The sequence below is a fragment of the Rhodanobacter hydrolyticus genome (genome assembly GCF_044904645.1).
This window is the reverse complement of the sequence record NZ_JADIKK010000008.1, coordinates 521002-543614: the sequence shown is the minus strand read 5'-3', so window position 1 is coordinate 543614 and position 22613 is coordinate 521002. Positions and strand designations below refer to the sequence as shown.

At 63.8% G+C, this 22613-nt stretch carries 19 protein-coding genes; 4 read left to right on the top strand and 15 right to left on the bottom strand.

Going from position 1 to position 22613, the window contains the following annotated elements; translation table 11 throughout:
* The first annotated feature begins 111 nt into the window (after window positions 1-111).
* Together ISP25_RS04860 and ISP25_RS04855 are read left to right on the top strand one after the other, a co-directional pair.
* The gene (locus ISP25_RS04860) at window positions 112-1617 is read left to right on the top strand and encodes a GGDEF domain-containing protein (RefSeq protein ID WP_404612118.1); all 1506 of its coding nucleotides are present in this window, start codon (window positions 112-114) and stop codon (window positions 1615-1617) included.
* A gap of 167 nt (window positions 1618-1784) precedes the next feature.
* Entirely contained in the window at window positions 1785-2231 is a 447-nt protein-coding gene (locus ISP25_RS04855) for a DUF4279 domain-containing protein (RefSeq protein WP_404612116.1), read from the top strand.
* A gap of 61 nt (window positions 2232-2292) precedes the next feature.
* Here the strand turns inward: ISP25_RS04855 and ISP25_RS04850 are convergent, their stop codons facing one another.
* The 7 genes from ISP25_RS04850 to ISP25_RS04820 form a co-directional block, all read right to left on the bottom strand.
* Entirely contained in the window at window positions 2293-3345 is a 1053-nt protein-coding gene (locus ISP25_RS04850; RefSeq protein WP_404612114.1) for an SDR family oxidoreductase, read from the bottom strand.
* Window positions 3345-4622: a Vi polysaccharide biosynthesis UDP-N-acetylglucosamine C-6 dehydrogenase TviB gene (gene tviB / locus ISP25_RS04845; RefSeq protein WP_404612112.1), complete on the bottom strand. Its 1278-nt coding sequence runs from the start codon at window positions 4620-4622 to the stop codon at window positions 3345-3347. Before tviB (ISP25_RS04845) ends, ISP25_RS04850 begins: the two co-directional genes overlap by 1 nt.
* A gap of 298 nt (window positions 4623-4920) precedes the next feature.
* Window positions 4921-5667, bottom strand: a complete 747-nt coding sequence (locus ISP25_RS04840; RefSeq protein WP_404612110.1) for a formyl transferase — start codon at window positions 5665-5667, stop codon at window positions 4921-4923.
* A gap of 23 nt (window positions 5668-5690) precedes the next feature.
* The gene (locus ISP25_RS04835) at window positions 5691-6662 is read right to left on the bottom strand and encodes a polysaccharide deacetylase family protein (protein WP_404612108.1); all 972 of its coding nucleotides are present in this window, start codon (window positions 6660-6662) and stop codon (window positions 5691-5693) included.
* Between the two features lie 16 nt (window positions 6663-6678).
* Window positions 6679-6936: a hypothetical protein gene (locus tag ISP25_RS04830; protein ID WP_404612106.1), complete on the bottom strand. Its 258-nt coding sequence runs from the start codon at window positions 6934-6936 to the stop codon at window positions 6679-6681.
* On the bottom strand, window positions 6923-8200 hold the full coding sequence (tviB, locus tag ISP25_RS04825; RefSeq protein ID WP_404612104.1) for a Vi polysaccharide biosynthesis UDP-N-acetylglucosamine C-6 dehydrogenase TviB: 1278 nt from the start codon (window positions 8198-8200) through the stop codon (window positions 6923-6925). The genes ISP25_RS04830 and tviB (ISP25_RS04825) overlap by 14 nt, the downstream gene beginning before the upstream one ends.
* 374 nt (window positions 8201-8574) lie before the next feature.
* A complete protein-coding gene (locus ISP25_RS04820; protein ID WP_404612056.1) occupies window positions 8575-8925 on the bottom strand; it encodes a hypothetical protein in 351 nt (116 codons plus the stop codon).
* 639 nt (window positions 8926-9564) lie between these two features.
* Here ISP25_RS04820 and ISP25_RS04815 point away from each other — a divergent pair.
* Window positions 9565-10593, top strand: coding sequence for a polysaccharide biosynthesis/export family protein (locus ISP25_RS04815; protein ID WP_404612092.1), 1029 nt, complete (start codon window positions 9565-9567; stop codon window positions 10591-10593).
* A gap of 481 nt (window positions 10594-11074) precedes the next feature.
* Here the strand turns inward: ISP25_RS04815 and ISP25_RS04810 are convergent, their stop codons facing one another.
* Window positions 11075-11458, bottom strand: coding sequence for a hypothetical protein (locus ISP25_RS04810; RefSeq protein ID WP_404612054.1), 384 nt, complete (start codon window positions 11456-11458; stop codon window positions 11075-11077).
* Between the two features lie 15 nt (window positions 11459-11473).
* Between ISP25_RS04810 and ISP25_RS04805 the strand changes: the two genes are divergently transcribed.
* Window positions 11474-12457 carry an undecaprenyl/decaprenyl-phosphate alpha-N-acetylglucosaminyl 1-phosphate transferase gene (locus tag ISP25_RS04805; protein WP_404612052.1) on the top strand — a complete coding sequence of 328 codons (984 nt, stop codon included), beginning with the start codon at window positions 11474-11476 and terminating at the stop codon, window positions 12455-12457.
* 85 nt (window positions 12458-12542) lie between these two features.
* Here the strand turns inward: ISP25_RS04805 and ISP25_RS04800 are convergent, their stop codons facing one another.
* The 7 genes from ISP25_RS04800 to ISP25_RS04770 all read right to left on the bottom strand — a co-directional run bounded on the left by ISP25_RS04800 (window position 12543) and on the right by ISP25_RS04770 (window position 22605).
* On the bottom strand, window positions 12543-13982 hold the full coding sequence (locus ISP25_RS04800) for a glycosyl hydrolase family 28-related protein (protein WP_404612050.1): 1440 nt from the start codon (window positions 13980-13982) through the stop codon (window positions 12543-12545).
* Window positions 13983-14128: 146 nt separating this feature from the next.
* The gene (locus ISP25_RS04795) at window positions 14129-15289 is read right to left on the bottom strand and encodes a glycosyltransferase family 4 protein (protein ID WP_404612048.1); all 1161 of its coding nucleotides are present in this window, start codon (window positions 15287-15289) and stop codon (window positions 14129-14131) included.
* 82 nt (window positions 15290-15371) lie between these two features.
* Window positions 15372-17339 carry an asparagine synthase (glutamine-hydrolyzing) gene (gene asnB / locus ISP25_RS04790; RefSeq protein WP_404612046.1) on the bottom strand — a complete coding sequence of 656 codons (1968 nt, stop codon included), beginning with the start codon at window positions 17337-17339 and terminating at the stop codon, window positions 15372-15374.
* Complete coding sequence (locus tag ISP25_RS04785; RefSeq protein WP_404612044.1) at window positions 17339-18424, bottom strand: glycosyltransferase family 4 protein; 1086 nt, start codon at window positions 18422-18424, stop codon at window positions 17339-17341. The genes asnB and ISP25_RS04785 overlap by 1 nt, the downstream gene beginning before the upstream one ends.
* Window positions 18421-19740 (bottom strand): hypothetical protein, encoded by a 1320-nt coding sequence (locus ISP25_RS04780; RefSeq protein WP_192157148.1) that lies wholly within the window; start codon window positions 19738-19740, stop codon window positions 18421-18423. The genes ISP25_RS04785 and ISP25_RS04780 overlap by 4 nt, the downstream gene beginning before the upstream one ends.
* The gene (locus ISP25_RS04775) at window positions 19737-21023 is read right to left on the bottom strand and encodes a glycosyltransferase family protein (protein WP_404612042.1); all 1287 of its coding nucleotides are present in this window, start codon (window positions 21021-21023) and stop codon (window positions 19737-19739) included. The genes ISP25_RS04780 and ISP25_RS04775 overlap by 4 nt, the downstream gene beginning before the upstream one ends.
* A 124-nt stretch (window positions 21024-21147) precedes the next feature.
* Window positions 21148-22605, bottom strand: a complete 1458-nt coding sequence (locus ISP25_RS04770) for a lipopolysaccharide biosynthesis protein (RefSeq protein ID WP_404612040.1) — start codon at window positions 22603-22605, stop codon at window positions 21148-21150.
* Window positions 22606-22613 lie beyond the last annotated feature (8 nt).

The following is a 22613-nucleotide window of genomic DNA, read 5'->3' as shown; positions in this document are numbered from 1 at the left end:
AGACTGGCGTTTGAGGTTCGCTTTCGGTCCGCAGCGGATCTTGCCATGATGGAGTAGGGCGCCAATCCCGCACGGCTGGCTGCGTGCAACGGCCTTATTGCATTCGAGCGCATGAAAATCCAGACGCTGGCACCGAAGGTCTACGTTCCGCTGCTGGCCGTCCACGCGGCGGTGCTGATCGCGGAACCTGCGCGGGTGTTGTCGTGGAGCTACGCGCTGGTACTAGCGGTGATGCTGTTCACCTTGTTCCTTGGCGGGCGAAGGCTGCGCCTGAGCGTGGCGCACAACCGGCCCTGGTGGACGATGCTGTTGCTGGCACTGGCGGTGCAACTGGCGGCCTTTGGACTCCTGCTGGCCGACTCGCTGGTGCATCCGCAAGGCACGCTGGTGGCGTTCGACCCCACCTTCTACTTCTGCCTGAGCAGCCTGCTGTTGACGCTGGCCGCCGTATACAACCCGGTCGGCCCGCTGCACCGCTGGGCCAGCGCGCTCGATGCCGTGCTGGCCTGTGCAGCCGCGGGTCTGTTCTATGCGTTGTTGCGCGACGTCATAAAGCAAGACAGCGCGGAAACATCCACTGCCTCGCTGGTCATGTGGATGTTCGACGCGATGGCGTTGTTCGTGGTGGCCTGTGCGACCTTGCGCTTTGCCGTCGCCAAGCGCGCGGACGAGCGCCGCTTCTTCGTCGTGTTGCTGGTGTTCGCATGGGCGGAGCTGGTGTTTCCGGCGATCCACAATCGCTTCATTCTTTCCAGCGAATCCTATCTGCCCGAGCTGTGCCTGGACCTGCCCTTCGTCGCGGTGGGTCTGCGGCTCAGCCAGCGGCGCAACGTGGCATTCCGGTGGTATCGACCAAACCGGCGCGCCTACCTGATCGCGGGCGGCACCAGCCCGTTCGTACTGAGCATGGCCCTGTGCCTGCTGGCCTTCGCCCAGTTTGACCGCAACCGTGCCCTTGCCTTCGGCGCGATGGCGATGGGTGTCGTCTCCTACGCCATACGCGTTGCCTTGCTGCTGGGACATCATTTGCGCCAGGAGGGGGAGCTCAAGCACCTGCAGCGGGGATTGCGGCGCACCGTCGTCCGCGACGAGCTGACCGGGCTGCTGAACCGTCGCGGCTTCTACCGCAACCTGGATCGCGTGTGGGAACGAGTTGCGCAGGAAAGATTGCCTATCGCGGTCGCTCTGCTGGATATCGACAGTTTCAAAGCCTACAACGACGCGCATGGGCACCTGGCGGGCGACGATTGCCTGGCAGCGGTGGCGCGCGCGCTGCAGCAGGAAGCCGACGCATACGGCGACCTGACCGTCGCTCGTTATGGCGGCGAGGAATTCGCTGTGCTGTTGCCGGGTCGCGATCGTGCGACGGCGGAACACGTCCTGCAGCGACTGCGGTTGCGGGTGGAGGCATTGCGTATCGTCCATAGCCGAAGCCCGCACGGCGTCGTCACCATCAGTGCGGGACTCGCCGCGCGCGACAGCGGCGAACAGGGCGAAAAATCGGAGCTGCTGGACCAGGCCGACCAGGCGCTCTACGCTGCCAAACGTGCCGGCCGCAACTGCCTGCGATGGTTTGCGCCGGACCTGCCAGCGAGCGGGCTGGACAGGCGCGGTTGACCTCGCACTCGGCGCGGCGGAACCCGTGCATCATCGGCTCGACCGGCAGTTCACGCTTCGTGCGGGCGCGCGGTGGTCGTTGTCAGTGAAGCCGCTTGCGGAACATTGGTGACATTGCGCGATCAGGCCCGCTTTCGAACCGGTGCCGACACGTTTTGAGATCCTCTATGGGCGTCGCCATGCTCACTACTCACGCCACCATGCATACATACACCGTACAACTCCGAATCCGCGGGACTGGGCTTTGCCCCGAAGAGATCACCAGTCATCTCGGTCTTGATCCCAATCAAGTGAGGAGAGAGGGGCAGCCGAGAGGCGTCGGGCAGACGTGGTCTGAATCGATGTGGTCCTACGATGGCTCTATCGACGGCGGCGTTATGGAATGGAGCAGCCTTGAGGAAGGACTGCTGTCGGTCATGAATTTCCTATGGTCCAAGCGCAGCATGATCGAGGCATATTCGCGCCGCTTCGACGTTGTGTGGTGGTGCGGACACTTCCAGTCCAGCTTCGATGGTGGCCCGACTTTCTCGGTGGCGCTGCTGGGAAAGTTAGCCGAATTTGGCGTTCCGATTTGCCTCGACAACTATTTTTCGGCGCCATGCACTATCGAATAGCCTGCGGATTGGGTCGGCTTTTACCCACATCCGACATGGCCGCTGGATGGAAAGGGCAACCTCAGGCTGCCGCCTGTTGGGAGATGAACTTCAGATACCACGGCATCGCCTCGCCCAGGCCCTGCAGCAGGGTGTGGGTAGGTGCGTAGCCCAGGCGGGTGGCGGCGCGTGTGATGTCGGCCAGCGAATGGCGCACGTCGCCCGCACGGAACTCGCGGTGGATCGCAGCCTTGGCGTAGCGCACGTTCTCGGATGCGAGCTGCCGTACCAGTCCCTCGAACAGCTGGTTGAGGCTGGTGCGCTGTCCCACGGCCACGTTGTAGACCAGGTCGCGCTGCCCGTCCGTCGCCAGTGCCGCGAGCAGGTTGGCCTGCACCGCGTTGGCGACATGGCAGAAGTCGCGCGTGGTCTCGCCGTCGCCGTTGATGTACACACTCTCGCCGCGGATCATGGTGGCGATCCATTGCGGGATCACCGCGGCATAGGCGCCTTCCGGATCCTGCCGGCGGCCGAACACGTTGAAGTAGCGCAGGCCGATGGACTTGAAGCCGTAGCAGCGTGCGAACACCTCGGCATAGATCTCGTCGAACAGCTTGGTCGCTGCGTAGGGTGACAGCGCGCGTCCGATCCGGTCCTCGATCTTCGGCAGGCTGGGCTCGTCGCCGTAGGTGGAGCTGGAGGCAGCATAGGTGAAGCTGGCGACGCCGGCGTCGCGTGCGGCCACCAGCATGTTGATGAAGCCGGTGGCGTTGGCTGCGTGGGTGGCCAGCGGATCCTCGATCGAACGCGGCACCGAACCCAGCGCAGCCTGGTGCAGCACGTGGCGCACACCGGCGCAGGCACTGCGGCAATCCGCGATCTCGCGGATGTCGCCTTCGATGAAGCGGAAGCGCGACCACGCCTCCGGGCCGACCAGCCGTTCCACCTCGTCGAGGTTGCGGCGATGGCCGGTGGCGAAGTTGTCCAGGCCCACCACGTCCTGGCCCAGGCCCAGCAGCGCCTCGACCAGGTTGGAACCGATGAAGCCGGCAGCGCCGGTGACCAGCCAGGTGTCCGCGCGGGCGCGCATGCGCAGCTGCAGGTCTGCCGGCAGCAAGGTGTCTAGCGTCGTCATCACAGCCTCCCATCCACGGCATCGCGCGGCAGCACGTACTTCACGTCGTAGAGCACGGACGAAGGTTTGCCGTAGGCACGCACGCCGTCGGCGCCCAGCGCCACGAACTGCCGGTGGCCCACGGCCACGATCACCGCATCGTAGGCAGCCGTGGGCGGCTCCGCCAGCGGAACGAGGCCGTATTCGTGCTCGGCTTCGGCCGCGTTCACCCACGGGTCGTGCACGTCCACCGTGGCGTTGTAGTCGCGCAGGGCCTGCACGATGTCGACCACGCGCGTGTTGCGCAGGTCCGGGCAGTTCTCCTTGAACGCCAGGCCCAGCAGCAGCACGCGTGCGTGCACCGGGTTGATGCCCTTGCGCACCATCAGCCGGATCACCTCGCCGGCGATGTACGGGCCCATGCCGTCGTTGGTGCGCCGGCCGGCGAGGATCACGTCCGGGTGGTGCCCGACTTCCTGCGCCTTGTGGGTGAGGTAGTAGGGATCGACGCTGATGCAATGGCCGCCGACCAGGCCGGGGCGGAACGGCAGAAAGTTCCACTTGGTGCCGGCGGCTTCCAGCACTTCCAGCGTGTCGATGCCGAGCTTGTTGAACAGGATCGCGAGATCGTTGACCAGTGCGATGTTGAGGTCGCGCTGCGTGTTCTCGATCACCTTGGCCGCCTCGGCGACCTTGATGCAACTGGCCTGGTGCGTGCCGGCGGTGATGATCGAGCCGTACAGGCGATTGACGAAATCCGCCACCTCGGGCGTGGAGCCGGAAGTGACCTTGAGGATGCCGGTGACGCGATGCTGCTTGTCGCCGGGATTGATCCGCTCGGGACTGTAGCCGACGAAGAAATCCCGGTTGAAGACCAGCCCGGAGCCTTCGGCGAGTAGGGGCACGCACACTTCCTCGGTGCAGCCGGGATAGACCGTGGACTCGTACACCACGATGTCACCTTGCTTCAGCACTTTGGCCAGCGTCTGGCTGGCCTTCACCAGCGGCGTCAGGTCCGGCCGCTTGGCGGCATCGATCGGGGTGGGCACGGTGACGATGTAGACGTTGCAGGCGCGCAGATCGTCGAGCGTGGCGGAGAAGCGCAGATGCGCAGCGGCCGCCAATTCGTTGGCATCCACTTCCAGCGTCTGGTCGTGGCCGGCGCGCAATGCGTCGATGCGCGCGTGGTTGATGTCGAAGCCGAGCGTGTCGTAGTGCTTGCCGAACTCCACCGCGAGGGGCAGGCCGACATAGCCGAGGCCCACGATGGCGAGTCGGGTGTTTTCCAGCTTCCGCATACAGTCATCCCGAGGTGTTTTGGGTAGCGTCTGATGCGCATGCAGCGCGTGTCGGCCGATCGACGGGGACGCACGCTTGCGCTGGGGCGAGCGCGGTGCCGACTATGCGAAGGTATATCGTGCGGAGGATGTGTAGGACCTGTACGGCGCGATGAAGTCATCTCGAGTTAATGTGCGGCTTCCTCGGACCATGTGACCGGCGCTTCCGCGTGCTGAGTGCGTGAACGCTTTCTCACCCGTGGAATCCGCCACGCTTCGGCTATCTCATCGTCGACCGCTCTGCTCTTGCTCGACGCTCTTATCTGACAGATTTGGTAAGCCGATATCTCAGGTACTGGCCCAGGGTGGGGTGATACCAGAGCCTTGACGGGCTGACTCCATCGCGGCTGACGAGGGTGCCATCGACCACGTCGTGCAAGGCTTGCTTCATCAGCGGGATTCCCGCGGCAAGCTGATGCAGCGGATAGGTATTGAAGCCGTCGCTATCTTCGATACGGATGCGCTGCTGGTACAACACACCGCCAGTATCCACGCCGGCGTCGACCAGGTGGACGGTGACGCCGCAATTCTCGACGTCGTCGTGGACCAGCGCCCAGTAACCGCCGTGCACGCCGCGGTAGCGCGGCGTGATGCCGGCATGGGTGTTGATGAAGGGGCGCTGGATGCAATCGATCACCTTGCGCGAAATGATCCGCGTGCCGTTCACGACCACTGCATCCGGATCGAGTTTTCTGAGCAGGCGACGCACCGCTGCGGTGTTTATGCTGTCCACTTGATGGGCGATGGCCTCAGGTGGCGCAGCGGCGTGCAATCCGTAGCGAAGGATCAACGCGTCGCTGCGGCGGCGCTGCAATCGCGCCAGCAGCCGGTTGAATGCGATGAAGGCAAGTTGGCCGATGACCGTGAACCAGCCCAGCTGGCTCACCCGGTACCGGATCATGGACCGTGCCGATGGTTTGCGCTCCGTCACTACCGCGAGGATCTCCATCTCGCCCGCCAGTGCGTTGTACAGGAACCGGGACGAGGGCCCGTCGCCGCACAGCATGACGATGCGTGGAATCCGCCGGCTCATTGCGCAGCCAGTGCATCGGCAAGTTCGGCCATGCCCAGCGAGCGCATGCCCTCATGTTGCCGCAGGCGTTCGAACTCCTCGATCACCCGTTCCAGGAAGCCCATGTTCTGGTCGGTGTCGATGCCGAAATTGTGCGGATGCCACCACAGGTGGAAGACTTCCTGACGCTTGGCGGCATGGCGCATCGCATGCGTGATCCTGCGCAACCGCAGGCCGTCCGCCCAGGCCAATCGCGGGTTGTGCGGCCGCAGGAAACGGCTGGCCGGAAAATTGAGTGGCGGCCTGCCGGCGCAGCTTTCCAGCGCATACGTGTGATGCCCGCTGAGATTGATATAGCTGTCGAGCAGGCGCCCCAAGCGGCGCACGGCGTTCTGGCCAACACGATCGGTGGCGGCATAGAGCCAACCATGCTCGTTGCCGCGGTAAGCGCCGATGCCGTGTTCGGCCAGCACTTCCAGGTAATCGGGATTCCACTGGTTGCGGGGAAACACCAGGCTGCGCAGGGCGATCCCCTGCGCGGCCGCAGTGCGAACGGCCGCGGCGAGATCGGCACGGAACGCCGCAACCGTCTGGCCGGCTTCACGGCAGTAGTAGTGCGAGAACGTGTGGCTTGCGATTTCCTGTCCGGGTGTCGCGGCGATCAGGTCGACCAGGTCGGGGGCGAAGTGATAGCGCCCATCGAGATCGGCGGACTGCTCCAGGTAACGGTACGGGCAAAGCGCGCTGTTCTCGTAGCCGGGCTTTACCGTTGGAGCCGCCGAAAGGGCCGCGTCGCGGTTGCGGCAAAAAAGAAAGCCTACGGTCGCCCACGTGGCGTGGACTTGGTGTTGCTCGAACAAGTCCAACATGCGCGGGATGGCTTTCCGTGCGCCATCGAGACGATTGCGGAAAGCATCGAGGCCGCGCGTGTCGCGTACGCCCCAATACAGTTCAAAGTCGATGGATATGGTGAATGTGCCGGTGCTCATTCCAGTTCCAACCGCTTCACGCCGATAAGAACGTATCGGCTTGACGGAAGCGCGCATTCGTCAACTGCGCTTTGCAGTACTCGCTGTGTCGGTGGCCGAAATTGGCGACATCGGCATTTATCGAAATTTCTGATGCGTATATCCAGTCGCAGGAGTGGGTTCCGGTGGCCTCGTCGCTGCGTTCAAGTAACGGCAGGGCCACGTATGAATCGATGAAGGGGCGGAGCTCGCAACCGCTACCTGCATGGCACGAATCCTGATCAAAGGCGGCCATCCACGGCATCGCGCGGCAGCACGTACTTCACGTCGTAGAGCACGGACGAAGGTTTGCCGTAGGCACGCACGCCGTCGGCGCCCAGCGCCACGAACTGCCGGTGGCCCACGGCCACGATCACCGCATCGTAGGCAGCCGCGGGTGGCTCCGCCAGCGGAACGAGGCCGTATTCGTGCTCGGCTTCGGCCGCGTTCACCCACGGGTCGTGCACGTCCACCGTGGCGTTGTAGTCGCGCAAGGCCTGCACGATGTCGACCACGCGCGTGTTGCGCAGGTCCGGGCAGTTCTCCTTGAACGCCAGGCCCAGCAGCAGCACGCGTGCGTGCACCGGGTTGATGCCCTTGCGCACCATCAGCCGGATCACCTCGCCGGCGATGTACGGACCCATGCCGTCGTTGGTGCGCCGGCCGGCGAGGATCACGTCCGGGTGGTGCCCGACTTCCTGCGCCTTGTGGGTGAGGTAGTAGGGATCGACGCTGATGCAATGGCCGCCGACCAGGCCGGGGCGGAACGGCAGGAAGTTCCACTTGGTGCCGGCGGCTTCCAGCACTTCCAGCGTGTCGATGCCGAGCTTGTTGAACAGGATTGCGAGATCGTTGACTAGTGCGATGTTGAGGTCGCGCTGCGTGTTCTCGATCACCTTGGCCGCCTCGGCGACCTTGATGCAGCTGGCCTGGTGCGTGCCGGCGGTGATGATCGAGCCGTACAGGCGATTGACGAAATCCGCCACCTCGGGCGTGGAGCCGGAAGTGACCTTGAGGATGCCGGTGACGCGATGCTGCTTGTCGCCCGGATTGATCCGCTCGGGACTGTAGCCGACGAAGAAATCCCGGTTGAAGACCAGCCCGGAGCCTTCGGCGAGTAGGGGCACGCACACTTCCTCGGTGCAGCCGGGATAGACCGTGGACTCGTACACCACGATGTCGCCTTGCTTCAGCACCTTGGCCAGCGTCTGGCTGGCCTTCACCAGTGGCGTCAGGTCCGGCCGCTTGGCGGCATCGATCGGGGTGGGCACGGTAACGATGTAGACGTTGCAGGCGCGCAGATCGTCGAGCGTGGCGGAGAAGCGCAGATGCGCAGCGGCCGCCAATTCGTCGGCATCCACTTCCAGCGTCTGGTCGTGGCCGGCGCGCAATGCGTCGATGCGCGCGTGGTTGATGTCGAAGCCGAGCGTGTCGTAGTGCTTGCCGAACTCCACCGCGAGGGGCAGGCCGACATAGCCGAGGCCCACGATGGCGAGTCGGGTGTTTTCCAGCTTCCGCATACAGTCATCCCGAGGTGTTTTGGGTAGCGTCTGATGCGCATGCAGCGCGTGTCGGCCGATCGACGGGGACGCACGCTTGCGCTGAGGCGAGCGCGGTGCCGACTATGCGAAGGTATATCGTGCGGAGGACGTGTAGGATCCTGCGGCCGAGATGAAGTCATCTCGAGTTAATGTGCAATGTCGTTCGATTGGGCGGCAATTACTTCAATTCGTTGCGCGCGTCATTGCTGCATATCCACCGCACTTGCGACTGCCGGGATGCGTAGCGCGCTTCGACCATCGAGCCGATGCGTCACAGACCATCGCTTCGATGTGCGCCCGCGAGCGCCTGGCGCTGCGACGAACCGGCTTGCAACGGCTTTGCGGCCCGAGCCCTAATCCAGGATCAATGGAGAATGCCCATTTGAAACATTGCCCAGCCCGCCACCGCACTGATCGTCAGGCAAACAATGAGCCAGAATCCGCGGGAATTTTTCCCCCAGAACGGCTTCTTCTCGTTGTTTTCCATAATGTTTTGCATCCGCAATGATTTGGCTGGACAGGCTGCTTAGGGTGCTTGCATGATGCCAGTATCGTGCCAAACCGCAGCATATGCGCGCCTGGACTTCACGCCATGTGATACGGAGCAGGAATTTGCCGTCGGGCATCGCGATCGGGTTCGAATACCGGTGAATTGCGGCGAGTGGCACCCGTCCTGGTTCGGCGCGCCGATCCTCGAATGGCACGGCAGGCTTCTCGGCACATCGTGGGCATCGAGCGCGCGGTGGCACTGCGAGTCATCTAGGGACAAAAATTTGTCAGCAACATGGATGCCCGGAATAGAGGGCTCGTCCCGCTCGGCTTGCGGTCAGCTGCATGCAAGTTCGGGGCAATTCGAAAATTCTGTTCTCGACGTCCTGGAGCCGACAGACGAGGTGGCCATGACGGTGACGCCGGGTGCACGATATTTTGTAATAGGGAATAGGTTGGGACCGATATAAAGGGATTTTTGGTTGACGGCGTAATTAGGTGTACGGCTTCTAAATGTGATTGGCGATTGTGATGCTTCTTTCACGTCCTGTATGGCATCACGGAATGTGGCGCTGTGATCTTTCACCCGCAGCGGCTGGTTTTCTACGCGGCAATTGATTTAAGTGATCGGATTCGGCTGGTTGCCATCGAAAGGCGGATTTCCGCCTTCCGAGGAGCTTCTGTGCGGGCGAAAAATACAAGTGCGGGATTATGAGCGCCGCCAGCTGACTGTTCAGTTATTCCCGGCAAATCGAATATTCGAGGACATGTTGATCATGAAAAAGACTTGTGCCTTTACCGTTCTTGGCTTCGCGTTGCTGGCCAGCGGTTGTGTATGGTCGCCAGGGCAAAATATGTCCGGGCAGGGCCTGGTTCGCGGCACGCCGACCGATAACAGCCAAATACAGCTGGTAACCATTACTCCGCAGCTATTGGCGGAGAATCAATCGCCGATGTTGACTGCATCGGTGCCGGAGGCGCTGCTGTCTTATCAACCGGGTCCTTATCGCATCGGGCCGGGAGACGCGCTTTACATCACCGTCTGGGATCACCCGGAACTGACTTCACCGGCGGGCACGCAACAGCAGACCGCGGCCAATGGTCGCCTGGTGCGCTCGGACGGCACCCTGTTTTATCCCTATGTGGGCTCCATCAAGGTCGCTGGCATGACCATCGAAGAGGTGCGCCAGGCCATCGAATCGAAGATAGGGAAGTATGTGGAGAAGCCGCAGGTGGACGTCAGTATCGTCGGCTACAACAGCCAGCATGTGACGTTCCAGGGCGCCTTCATGAAGACCGACCCACAGTCGATCACAGCGGTTCCGTTGACCTTGGGGCAGGCGCTCGGAACGGCAACCATCAATTCCGATCAGGCCAACATGTCGGGTCTGATACTCAACCGCGATGGGCAGAACTACCACCTGGATCTTGCCGCCTTGTACGACAGCCGGGGTCTGGCGAAAGACATTTACCTGAAGGCCGGAGATCGTCTGTTGCTTGCCTACAACGATTCCGAGGAGGTGTACGTGATGGGCGAAGTGATGCGCCCTCAGGCGGTCACCTTCAGGTCGCTTCCCTATATCACGCTGACCCAGGCACTGGGCCGTGTAGGGGGGCTCAATCCGGTCACGGCCAATGGCCGGGCAGTCTATGTCGTTCGCGGTGCGGACGATCTGAAGAACGCTCCGGCCAAGGTCTTCCAGCTTGATGCACGCTCGCCGGCGGCATTCGCCCTCGGAGACGGCTTCAAGTTGAAGCCGGGCGACGTCATATTCGTCGGCGCGGCCGGCATTACCCGCTGGAACCGCTTCCTGAGCCAGCTGCTGCCTTCGGCGACTCTGGTTACCAGCGCTGCCGCTGCGAATTACAGCGCGACCCATTAAGGCGATCCTGAATCTGCCGGGTCATCGTCGGGTTGGACTCGAACCTTGGTCATCACCGCCGTTCGCGTGTTGATGGCCAAGGTTCGAGGGCGCAGTCGAGGCCACGGGCGAGGCGCATACGGAATCCGATGCTCCAATCGCATCGAAATGCGTGTCGCACCACCTTTCCTGAAGAGGCATGGATGGGTCACTTATACGGCGTGGCCTGATCGCATCTTGGCTCTGGCGAATTTTTTTTAGCTTTTGCGGAGCCGTCTGGAGATTAAGGAATTCATGGCAATTCGTGCATCTGGGTCGCTAAATCACGGAAGAGCTGGATCTCCCGAAACACCATTTGAACAAGCGGTTCATGCGGCGCTTATATAAACCGGTCTTGTCTGAATAAGACATTCACGCTGTACAAGATTTGTCATCTTAAAGATGCTAGGTTCGAAGGCCTGGCGTGAGTGCCATTTCCTTTTTCATAGCAGTTGCTGTCGTGTCATTTATTTTTACTGGATTGATCCAGGCATGCATGAAATATCGGCCAGTCGTATTCGCGGTTCGTAGATAGCAGGCCGTCAAGGCCTTTGCCGCTCGCCGGCTGGACCATCCACAACATGAACTCGCTCGGACCTTGGGGGACCGCTCGAGATGGGTAGGAGGCGAAGGTCTCATGCTGGAACTGCGATTGGTTCTCGATGGTTTGGTAGCCGCATCCACATCTGCGGTAGCCATTGCTGTTATGCGTCCGTTTGCCATAGTGCTTGGCTTGGTCGATCACCCGGATCACCGCAAGCAGCATCTTGGCGAAATACCGCTGGTGGGCGGTCTGGCGATTTTCATCGGGATGGTCGCAGGAGCCGCCTGCTACGGTGCCTTCCACGGGTTCGAGGGAGTCTTGCTCGGAACCGCCGCAGTGCTTGCCCTGCTTGGCGCGCTGGATGATCGCTTTGGCCTCAGCGTTCGCGATCGTCTGCTGACGCAGACCATCGTGATACTGACGGTGATCTCCAGCACTGGCGTGTACATCCACACGCTGGGGCATCTTTTCGGCCACGACGTGGTGCTTGGCTGGCTTGGCGTACCGATGACCGTAGTCGCCGTCATCGGCCTGGTGAATGCGTTCAATATGATGGACGGCATCGACGGTCTTGCCGGCAGTCTGACCCTGGTCAGCATTGCCGCCGTCGTCCTGTTTGCTTCTCCTACTTCCTTGCGTGGGATCATCATGTTGCTGGCCCTGCTGGCTGCGGCAACGCTGCCCTATCTGGCCGTCAACCTCGGTCTCCTGGGCGGAAAGGTTTTCCTGGGCGACGCGGGCAGCACACTGGTCGGCTACCTGCTGGCCTGGGCGCTCATCCGCTTGAGCCAGCTGCCACAGACGCATTTGTCGCCGATCGACGTGTTGTGGTGCGTGGCGCTGCCGGTGTTCGACACGCTTGCGGTGATGTGCCGGCGCATGCGCGAGGGCCGCTCGCCGTTCAAGCCGGATCGTGGCCATATCCACCATATCCTGCTGGGGGCGGGCCTGGGGCCGCGCGCCACCTTGGCCACGCTCGTCATGCTTGCGGCGGGCCTGGCGTCGATCGGTGCGATCGTCAGCAGCGTGGATCATTCGGCGGGCGCGAATCTCATGGCGTTTTGCCTGATTCTCGGCGTCTACATGGCGACAGTCATGCGCATGTGGCTGCGCCAGGAGGCGCGTCGGCAAGGCGCATTTGCCCCGCGTCCGGGACCGGGGGCGAAGATCCATTCGCTGGAGGCGGAGCGGCACTCCGCGGCCTCCGGCCTAGCTGCGCGAGGCAGGGACCACCGGGTGGAGAACGGAGGTAGCGAAACAGAGGCATTCCGCCGCGCGGTAGAGCGCGCCGACCGGCGTTGATCTTGCGCGGTCAATCGGGCCTCGAAATCTGCTGCGCTGGGTGGATGAGGCGACGCACTATGCGGCGGCTATCGGACGGCCGCGCTCACTTGAGTCCGACCAATTGGATCGATGCCCCGTCCGCGATCGTGGTTACGCCGCTTTCGATGTCGTTGGCGTACTCGATGGAATGCTTCACCACCAGATTGCCGCGGGTGATGCGCATCTGCCTGCTCGTGCTGAGGAATGACATCACGGCGGCACCGGGTGCTGAGCCCCTGCTGCGCCTGACCTTGTTTCCGGAGATGATCACCGCTTCGATGTCCCGGCTGTTGTCCGGGGTATTGTCTTCGGCGAAGTTGATGCAAGAGCCGTAGATGTCGATGAATACGTTTCCTGCGCATACCACCCGGTTGGCGCCAAGCACGCCGATCGCTCCCATCTGCGGGCGTATGCCGATGAACGTGTTGCCCGTGATCACCGTGTTGATGGCGTTTTCGCTGGTCCGATAAGCGAAGGATCCCAGCCTGACCGCATCGCCGCCCGGTCCGGATCCCGCTGGCGAGCGCTGAAAGGTGCATCCGCTGACCTGGGTGCCGCTCAGGCCGTTGACCGCGATGTCGACGCGGATCGAATTGAGGAAGTGGCAGTTGAGCACGGAGAGGTTGTCGGCGACATCCGCGATAGTCTTGGCTTTCGTCGCGGTATCGATGCCCCAATAGCAATTCTTGAACTGGCAATCGGACACGACCCAGTCGTGGATGTTGTCTCCGGCCTGACGGCCGTTGAAAAACGTGATGCCTGCCGTGTTCACGGTGTCGATATCGATGAACCTGCATTGCGCGATGGTCACGTGCCGATACACGCTCCACGGGTGATCCGGCTCGAAATCGATGCCGCCCACCGAGTGAGAGAGTTTCGCGTTGCCGATGTTCTGGAACAGGCAGTTCTCCACCGTCAGCTGATCGCAATCGATGATGGAGAGGCCGTTGCGGTTGTCCTTCACCGCGCCGTCGAACACGCAGTCGCGCACGGTGATGCGCTGGTTGTGGCGTTCGGTGCTGCGGAGCGTGCCCGAGCCGACATACATGCCGTCGCCGCGAAAGCCATAGAAGCTCACCCGCTCGACGGTCAGGTCCGAGGTGGCGTTGACGGCGAGCAGATAGAAGTACTGCTGGTAGCCGAACTCCGCCACGCGTCCGTTGAGTTTGAGATCGTGCAGACGGATGTTTCGCATGTTGTCCGCGACATTGGCGCTGCCGCCATCGCGGACATAGGTGGCGAGCATGAATTCGCAGGCCAGCGAACTGTCGTACGCCCGCAGCTCGCTGGTCTGTCCATCGCCGTACAGCTCGATGTCCGACTTGAGGTTGAGTTGCTTTACGGGATAGACCCCGGCGGGTACGAAGACCTTGCTGCCGCCCTTGTCGATGGCCGCCTGGATGCCGCTGGTGCAATCGTACGAGCTGCTGCCCGCGCGGAGGGCGGCGTGTTCCGTCGCGGGCAGGAAGTCCAGGACATTCGTCACTTGCGGCGAGGATGGCATGGCAGAGTCTCCGATCGTGTATGGCCGGGGGAAGGCAGGTGTGGTCCCGGCCAAACTCGGCAGTCGATTCCTTGGCGGGGATGCGGTTCTCCGAACGGCGCATGTGCTGTGTCGCGGCGGGATGCGTACGGCACGAAGGTGGATTTCTATGGGGACGACTCGGCCGGCGCCGCCAGCGGATCGCACAATTCGGCATAGACTTCCAAGGTGTGCTCGATGACGATGTGTTCATCGAACTGCGTCCGCGCCTTGAGGCGGGCCGCCTCGCCCAGCCGCTGCGCGAGCCCGGGGATTTCCAGCACTCGCCGGATGGCATGCGCCAGCGCTTCGCTGTTGCCCTTGGGGACCAGCAAACCGTCGACATCGTCGGTCACCACTTCGCGGCAGCCCGGTACGTCCGTGGTGATCAAGGGGAGTCCACAGGCGGCGGCTTCGACCAGCGTCCTGGGCAATCCCTCCCGATAGCTCGGCAGCACCACGACATCGACCGAAGCGAGCAGGCCGGCCATGTCATCGACGTGACCGAGCCAGGTGACGAGCCCCTCTGCCACCCAGCCTCGTATCGTTGCTTCCGGAACCGTGGCAGGGTTGCCGGGATCCGGCGTGCCGGCGAGCAGGGCATGGAGGGAACAGCCTTGGAGGCGTAGCTGCCGGATGGCGTTGACGAATTCGTCGAGACCCTTGTCCCAGAGCAGCCTGCATGCCAGCAGTACACGCGGGCGTTCGTCGTCCGCGCTTCGCGTACGTGTTGCCAGGGCGAACTGCGCGCAATTCACCCCCGAGCCGCGAATCAGGCGGATGTGTTGTGGATCGACCAGGCCGGCCTGCTGGAACAACGCGACGTCGTCCGCGTTTTGCAGTATGAGCCGCGCGCCGCGACCACCAAGCGCGAGGCGCAGCAAGCCACGCACCACCGGGCGCAGCAATCGCGCCTTCATCTGCGAGCTGGTGAACACATAGCCCATGCCTGCCACCGCATTCACCCGGGCCGGGACACCGGCAAGCCGCGCCGCCAATGAGCCATATACGGCGCACTTGATGGTGAATCCGTGCACCAGCACCGGCTGCTCGCGCCGCAACAGACGGACAAGATGCCATAGCAGCGCCGCTTCGCGCAGCGGATTGAGGCTGCGCCGCGCCATCGGCAAGGGCTCCCACCGCAGGCCCAGGGCGCGGAGCTTCGCTCCATAAGGCCCCGGCGGGGAAATCAGCAGGACGTCGTATCCCTGCCGTCGCAGCGACATCGCCAGCGAGCGGCGGAAGTTGTAGAGGTACCAGTCCGTATTGGCGAACAGGACAGCTTTCACGGGTGTGTCTCCTGCTGGACGGCGGGCGCACCGGGCAGTCCGCGAACGGGAGGGCGGGGCGCGCGGTTTGTGCGCGGCGACGTCATGGCGATGTCCCCCGGTTTTCATCCAGCCATGCCTGGAACATGAGCACCGGCCATAGATGGTGCTGCCAGTTGTGGCGGCCGCTCAGGTGTTCGTTCCATTTCTGCCGGATCGGTGCCGGATGGAAATAACCTTCCTGGCGCAGTCGATTCTCGTCGAGCAGTGCTTCCGCCCAGTCGCGCAGCGGGCCGCGCAGCCAGCTGTCGAGCGGGATGCCGAAACCCATCTTGGGCCGTTCGACCAGCTCCCTGGGCACGTGTCGGTACAGCACCTGGCGCAGCAGCCATTTGCCTTCGCCGTCGCGTATCTTCTGGTGCAAGGGGACGCGCCATGCCAGTTCGACCACGCGGTGGTCGAGCATGGGCACACGAGTCTCCAGGCTATTGGCCATCGCAGCCCGATCGACCTTCACCAGGATGTCGTCGGGGAGGTAGCTCTGCGCATCCATCGCCATCATCCATTGCGCCAGGATTTTGGTGTCCGGCCATGCATCGGGATCGGTCAGCAGGGTTGTCGGTTCGTGCGCGCCGATCACGATGCCGCCCGGGTTCTTCCACTGGCTGGCGAGGTGGAGGAAAAAAGCGTGGCCGCTCGACAGCGGAAGCACGCCGGCCAGCTTCTGCGCCTTGTCGCCCGGTGTGGCCACGTGCCAACGCTTCGGCAGCAACGGCTTGATGCGCTCGAACCACCGGTTCCATGCATCCGGCGATACGGAGCGCAGGATCCCGGCGCCGGCGGTCCGCGCGAACGGCGGCAGGCGCCGCATCCGTTCCCAGGTCGTGCGGGCTCCGAGATAACGGTTGTAGCCGCCGAAGAGCTCGTCGCCGCCGTCGCCGCTCAGGGCCACCGTCACTTCGCGGCGGGTCAGCTGGCTGACCAGGAAGGTGGGAATCTGCGAGCTGTCGCTGAAGGGTTCGCAGAAGATCGAGGGGAGCTTCGGGATGACAGCCAGGGCATCGTCGGGGCGCACGTAGAGCTCGGTGTGCTCGGTACCCAGGTGCTTGGCCACCGCCTTGGCGTGTGCGGCCTCGTCGTAGCCGGCCTCGCCGAACCCCATGGTGAAGGTCCTGATGGGGCGGCTGCTGCGCGCCTGCATCAGGGCCACGACGGTGCTGCTGTCGATGCCGCCGCTGAGAAACGCGCCCAGCGGCACGTCGGCCAGCATCTGCGCGCTGATGCTGGCGCCGAGTTGTTCCTCTAGCGCATCGATCGCTTCGGCGTCCGAGCCCGGGAGCGGATTGCCGAGGCCTGCGCGAACGGCATCGTTGTAGCGCCAATACGCCTCGGGTGCCGCATCTCGGGGCGTATCGGCGGCGATGCGCAGCAGATGCCCGGGACGAAGCTTGAAGACGCCCCGGTGGATGGAATACGGCGCAGGGATGCAATCGTGGCGCAGCAGCAAGGCCAGTGCGTCGCGGTCGACATCCGCCCGGAAGGCCGCATGCGCCTTCAGGGCCTTGAGCTCCGAACCGAACAGCAAGGTATGGCCTTGCCATGCGTAGTACAGCGGCTTCTCGCCCATGCGGTCGCGTGCGAGCGTGAGGGCCCGCTGCTGGCGATCCCACAGCGCGAACGCAAACATCCCCACGCAGACGTGCAGGGTTCGCTCGACGCCCCAGGCGGCGAAGCATGCGAGCAGGGTCTCGGTATCCGAATGCCCCCGCCACGCCGGTGCCGCGCCTTCCGCAAGCAGCCGCTGGCGCAGGTCGAGATGGTTGTAGATTTCGCCGTTGAACACGACGACGTAGCGTCCGCAGGCCGAGAGCATGGGTTGATGGCCGGCAGGCGAGAGATCCTGGATGGACAGGCGTCGCTGGGCCAATGCGATTCCCGCCGATTCGTCGCACCAGTTGCCGCCGTCGTCGGGCCCGCGATGGATCAAGCGCGTCGACATCGACCGCACCTGTTCCAGCAGGGAGTCCCGCGTGCCGCCACCCGGCTGCCAGAAGCCGGCCACGCCGCACATCAGTGGCCTCCCGCGCTGTGCAGCACGTTCGCGAGCCGTGATGCCTGCACGGTCACGTTGTATTCGTTCTCGACGCGCGCGCGCCCTGCCAGGCCCATGCGCGTGCGCAGCCGCCGGCTGAGGATCAGCTGCTCGAGGTCATGACGCCATGCATCCGTCCCCGTCGCCAGAAAGCCGTTCTCGCCGTGCCGCACGATGTCGACGTTCGCGCCGACCGTTGAAGCGACCACCGGCAGGCCGCACGCCATGTACTGGATGATCTTGTAGCCGCACTTGCCACGCTCCCACGGGCCGTCGCGCAACGGCATGATGCCGATATCCATCCGGGCGATCATGTCGGCCTCGCTGTCCTCGGACCACGCCACCACCTCTGGCACCAGGCTGCCGAACTGGCCCGCGACCTCCGTTCGCGGTCCGACCAGGAGCAGGCGGGCGTTGTGTTTGGCGCAGACCTGCTCCAGCACGTCGCGGTTGTCCAGCAGGTATTCCTCGGTGGCCGGCGAGCCGACCCAGCCGATGACCGGCCGCCCTTCGTCGACGTGGTTCACCACGGTGTAGCGATGCTCGTCAACGACGGTGGGAATGACCTCGATCCGCGTGGCACCTGCCTGCGCGGCGCGTGCGGCGAGGTAGTGGTTGCCGGCGATCACGCAGGCGGATCCGCGCATGACCTGGTCGATCTTGCGGCCCAGCACGCGCCGGACCAGCGGACTGGACGACATGTCGTACTTGTGGAACAGCGCGTCGTCGTAGTCCACGACGTACGGCCTGGCGGAGCGCGCGAGCAGCGACTCGAGCCAGTGCGGCAGATAGGGGAAGAGCTCGCCCTCGACCCAGGCGAGATCGTGCGTGTCGCGACGCAGGGTCTGTCTGATCCGCCGGGCGTAGTATTGCCATGCGATGCGCCGCGCGGAGGAGGGGCGGTCGCCATACAGCCGCTCGAGATAGGCATCGGGGAACAGCGCATGCACCTCCACGTCGATGCCACGATCGCGCAGCAGGGGCAGATACTGCAGGCTGCGTAGCCGGGTACTTGGCCCCCGCCTCGAATACCTGGAAAACAGCAGCACCTTGAGGCGCCTCATTCGGGTGCCTTCCTGAGGCATTCCGGATACTCGATGAACAGTGCCACCAGCGGGACGACGTACATCCACTGGAAGGCGAAGGCCTCGATATAGGGGTTCGTGTTGGTCGCGAGCAGCGCACAGACCAGGCCGCAGAACATGAACTTGTGCCGTGTCGGAAGGCGACGGATGAGCGCCAGCCGGAGCGCCATGAGGATATAGAGCACAAACGGCAACGCGTAGATCACCGTGCCGAGTATTCCGACCCGGTAGAGCGTGGCCAGCCACACCAGTTCGTAGCGCCAGGGATGGATGGGGTCGCTGACGTACGGGACGCCGACGCCCTGGCCGGAGCCCAGACCGCCGTTGTCGAGAACGCCCGCGAACAGCGAATGCCCCATCTGCACCCGGGCCATGCCGCCGCCCGAGGCGAGCTTGTCCGTGACGACGTTCAACACTGTGCTCAGGTCGATTTTCGTGTAGGCCTGCAGCAGGGCAAGCGCGGCCACCGTTGCGACCACCATGGGCAGGCCATAGCGGATGATCCTGATGAGCGGCGAGCGATGCGGGCTTTCGGTCGTGCGCGATGCCAGCATCATGCCCAGCAACCAGCCCATCGGCACCGAGAGGATCAGCGCGGAGCGGCCGGAAGTGAGTGCGCAGATCAGCAGCGCCGCCAGCAGGGTCAACCGCAGCAATCGCCTCCTGATGAGTTCGGGCGAACTGAAGAAGCCACCGCACAGGAAGATCAGCGAGCCATACACATGCATGGTGGCGCCGGAAAATCCCTCGTTTTGATTGATGTTGGCGCCCTGGAAGAAGAAAGCCACGGCCGCAGCGCCACGGCTGAAGTAGAGGTAGAAGAACAAGGCCACGCTCACGGCGCAAAGCAGGCTCAGCAGGACGAACCAGCCGATCAGCTTTTCGGCTCCGAGCCGCCTCAGCAAGGCTTCGGCAATGACCGTCCACGCCAGGGGCGAAAGGATGTAGATCGCCGTCACCTGGGCAATGGCGAGCAGTGGCGCATCGTGCATGCCGCCCACGACGAGGTAGGCGATCGTCACGATCACGGTGCAGGCATACATCGCCAGCAGGTTCCTGAAGCCGTTGCCGATGCGCAGTCCCGGCAGCGCCAGCAGGAACGCAAGACCCATCACCACCGCGGTGGGAACCGGCAAGGAGTTCGGTATGACCACGGCAAGGAACAACAGCAGGAAAGCCGTGCCCAGGAACATGTGGCCCACGGTGATCCGGTATCTGCCAGCGCCGGATAGCGCCGCCGGTGGCAGGAACAGATCTGCCGACGATGTCGACGATGGATCGTGTGCATAGCTCATGAGTGCACCATGTCCGAGATCCAGCGATCGAGCATGCCGGCCTGCGACTGCTTGCTGTAGGGACTGATGTCGCGGTGCGTGTCGGCAGGGCGGGGCGACAACGCGGAGCGCAAGGCCTCGCCGGCCGATGCTCCCGCACTGGTCAGCACGCTGCAGCCTGCTCCCGTCTCGGCGAGGATGGCGGTAGCCGCGTTGCGCACGCCGGAAACGCAGACGATGTCCGCTCCGGCGGCGAGGTACTCGAACAGCTTGCCGGTGGCGCAGCTGGCACGGGAGCCGGTCAGCAGCAGCAGTTTGTCGCAGCGCTGCATGAGCTGGAGCGCCAGCGTACGTTCGACTGCCCCGGGCGCACTGACCGAAAATCTGGCCCGTTCCAGCGTCGCGCGCTCGGCCGCCGTCAGTTCGCCGACGAACATCACGTGATTGCCGGCCACCACCGCCGGGGACTCGTTGAGTGCGTCGACGAAGAAATCGAGGCTCTTCGAGGCCGATCCGTCGCTGGCGCCGATGCGCCCGAAATGCCCTATCAGTCGTGCGCCGGCCGGGACGTGCCGGGCAAGCATGGCGGCGACCCGCGTATCGTCATCGATGGGCTTGTCCGCGGCGACGAAGTCGGCCGGGTCGTAGCCGTTGGGCAGGATCGCCGCGGCCTTGCCTGGATAGCGCCGCTGGAAATCCGCGACGAGGGGAGGGCTTACCGAGGTGATCAGGTCGGCAGCGGCCACCACGCGCCCTTCGACCAGGCTGCGCACCCAGGTCCGCAGCGAGCCGGGCTTGCCCAGTGGTTCGAATACGAGCCCGTCGCGGAAGTCCTGCAGGCAGCCGATGCGATGTCTGCTGGCCAGGCTCGCGGCGGCGACCAGGGAGTCGATCGGCGAATACGTGCCAATGGCCACGCAGCGCTCGCCCGCATCGCGTTTTTCGACGCAGAGCCGATCGGCCGCCGCCAGTGCGTTGACCAGCCACGGCTGCCCGCGTTCGGCGCTCCCGGAAAGCAGGAACGGCAGCGGGCGCAGGAAGGCCGACGCCATGGTGAGCAGCGAGGCCGCGGTAGAAGACTCGCTGCCCACACAGTGTCCCGGCAACGGGAAGACGGTGATGTCGGCGGTCGACGTTGCCGTGGACGCGCTCGCGCTCACTCCCGCTGCGGGTTCGCGGGCGAATACGAAGATCCGGTATTTCGCCGGGTCCAGATACTTCAACAGACCCTTGAACCGTTGCGCGGCGATGTTGCCGGCCAGGTGATGCGCCGCAAAGACGAACACATTGATCTTCGCCATCATCGTGGCCTCGACTTGGCCGTGGTGGCCACGCTAGGCGCAGTGGCAAGGCCGCACGGCAACATTGCTGCAGGAAGCCGGCGTGACCCGTCGTGGCAGCGCGGCACGCAACGGTGCGCGGGCCTGGTCATGACAGAGCCTCGGGTTCTTCGCTCGGCTGCGGGTAGCTGCGCTTCGCCTTGAGCGCATCGAGCAACGAGCGGTACATGTAGTTCCATTCGTTGCGGAAGCACCAGACGACGACCGGAAGCAGCGCCACCCAGACCAGGCTGAAATGGACGGCGACGCGAGGGCCGTACACCAGCGTGGCGATGGAAAGGCCCACGCCGACGGTGACGAACGCATACAGCCGCGCTCGCGGGAAGGGCCGCCAGACGTAGGCCGAAGCTTCGGTCCGCGCCACGAAGAAAACCAGGAACGCGATGGCGTTGGCCACGACGGCGCCGGCAGCGCCATGGCCCGGCACCAGCCACACGCTGAGGGCGACATTGACGACCAGTCCGGCGGCGGTGGACCACAGCGACAGCATGGACCGGCGGGTGATCCCGATGCCCACGCAGGTCACCTCGGAGAGGGTGTAGAGCAGCGGCTCGCCGATGCAGCACAGCATCAGGTACTTCACCTGGGAGTAATGCGCTGGCAGCACGAAGTCGGTCAGCCACGACAAGGCGCCGCTCAGGACCCAGATGGTGCAGACCACCGCCAGTGCCTGCTGGGCGATGTGATCGACCCGTCGCATGTCCACGCCACGGGCCACCCATTTGTAGACCATCGGCGCCCACAGCACGGTGAAGATCGTCTGGAAGACCACGCCCACACCGGCAAAGCTCATGGATACCGAATAGATCGCCAGTTCCGGCAGGGTCGAGAGCGAACGCAGGGCCAGCGTGCTGGTGGCATCCAGCCCCCAGTAGGCCACACCGGCAAAGATCAGCGGCACGCCGTAGCCGACCAGGCCGCGGACCTGTGTGCGGGAAACCGGGGCCAGCAAGGCCGGACTCCACTCGCGCCAGGTATTCGCGCTGTAGGCGAGCAGGACGGACAGCAAGGAAGCCAGATAGGCCGCCTCCAGGGCGCCGAACGACTTCGAGAAGGCCGGCAGCGCCAGCATGCCCACCGCCAGCAGCAGGACCACCTTGGGCAATACCTGGCTCAGGGAGAACGCCATCCCGCGATCCTGCATGCGCAGGATGAGCGACAGAAACCGGGATATGAAACTCACGATCACGCAGGCCACGAGCGTCCAGTAATACGCGGCATGCCCAAGGCCGAACAGCCAGTCGGTTAGGCGCGCGTCGAACGGCAGCGTGACCAGCATCGCCAGCAGCAACAGCACGAATCCCGGAGCGAAGCAGGCTTTCAGCAAAGCCCCGCGATCGCTCCATTCGTGGTATTCCCGCACATAGGCGCGATCGAGCCCGAGGTTGAACAGCAGGACGCCGAACGACACCGCGATCTGCACGATGTTCAATCGCCCCACGTCGGCGGGAGGAAAGACCCAGGCAATCGCCGGCACCGTCACCAGGCCAAGCCCGGCGGTGGCGATGGGGCCGATGGCAAATGCCAGTACGGTTCGTATGTTCACCCGTCGAC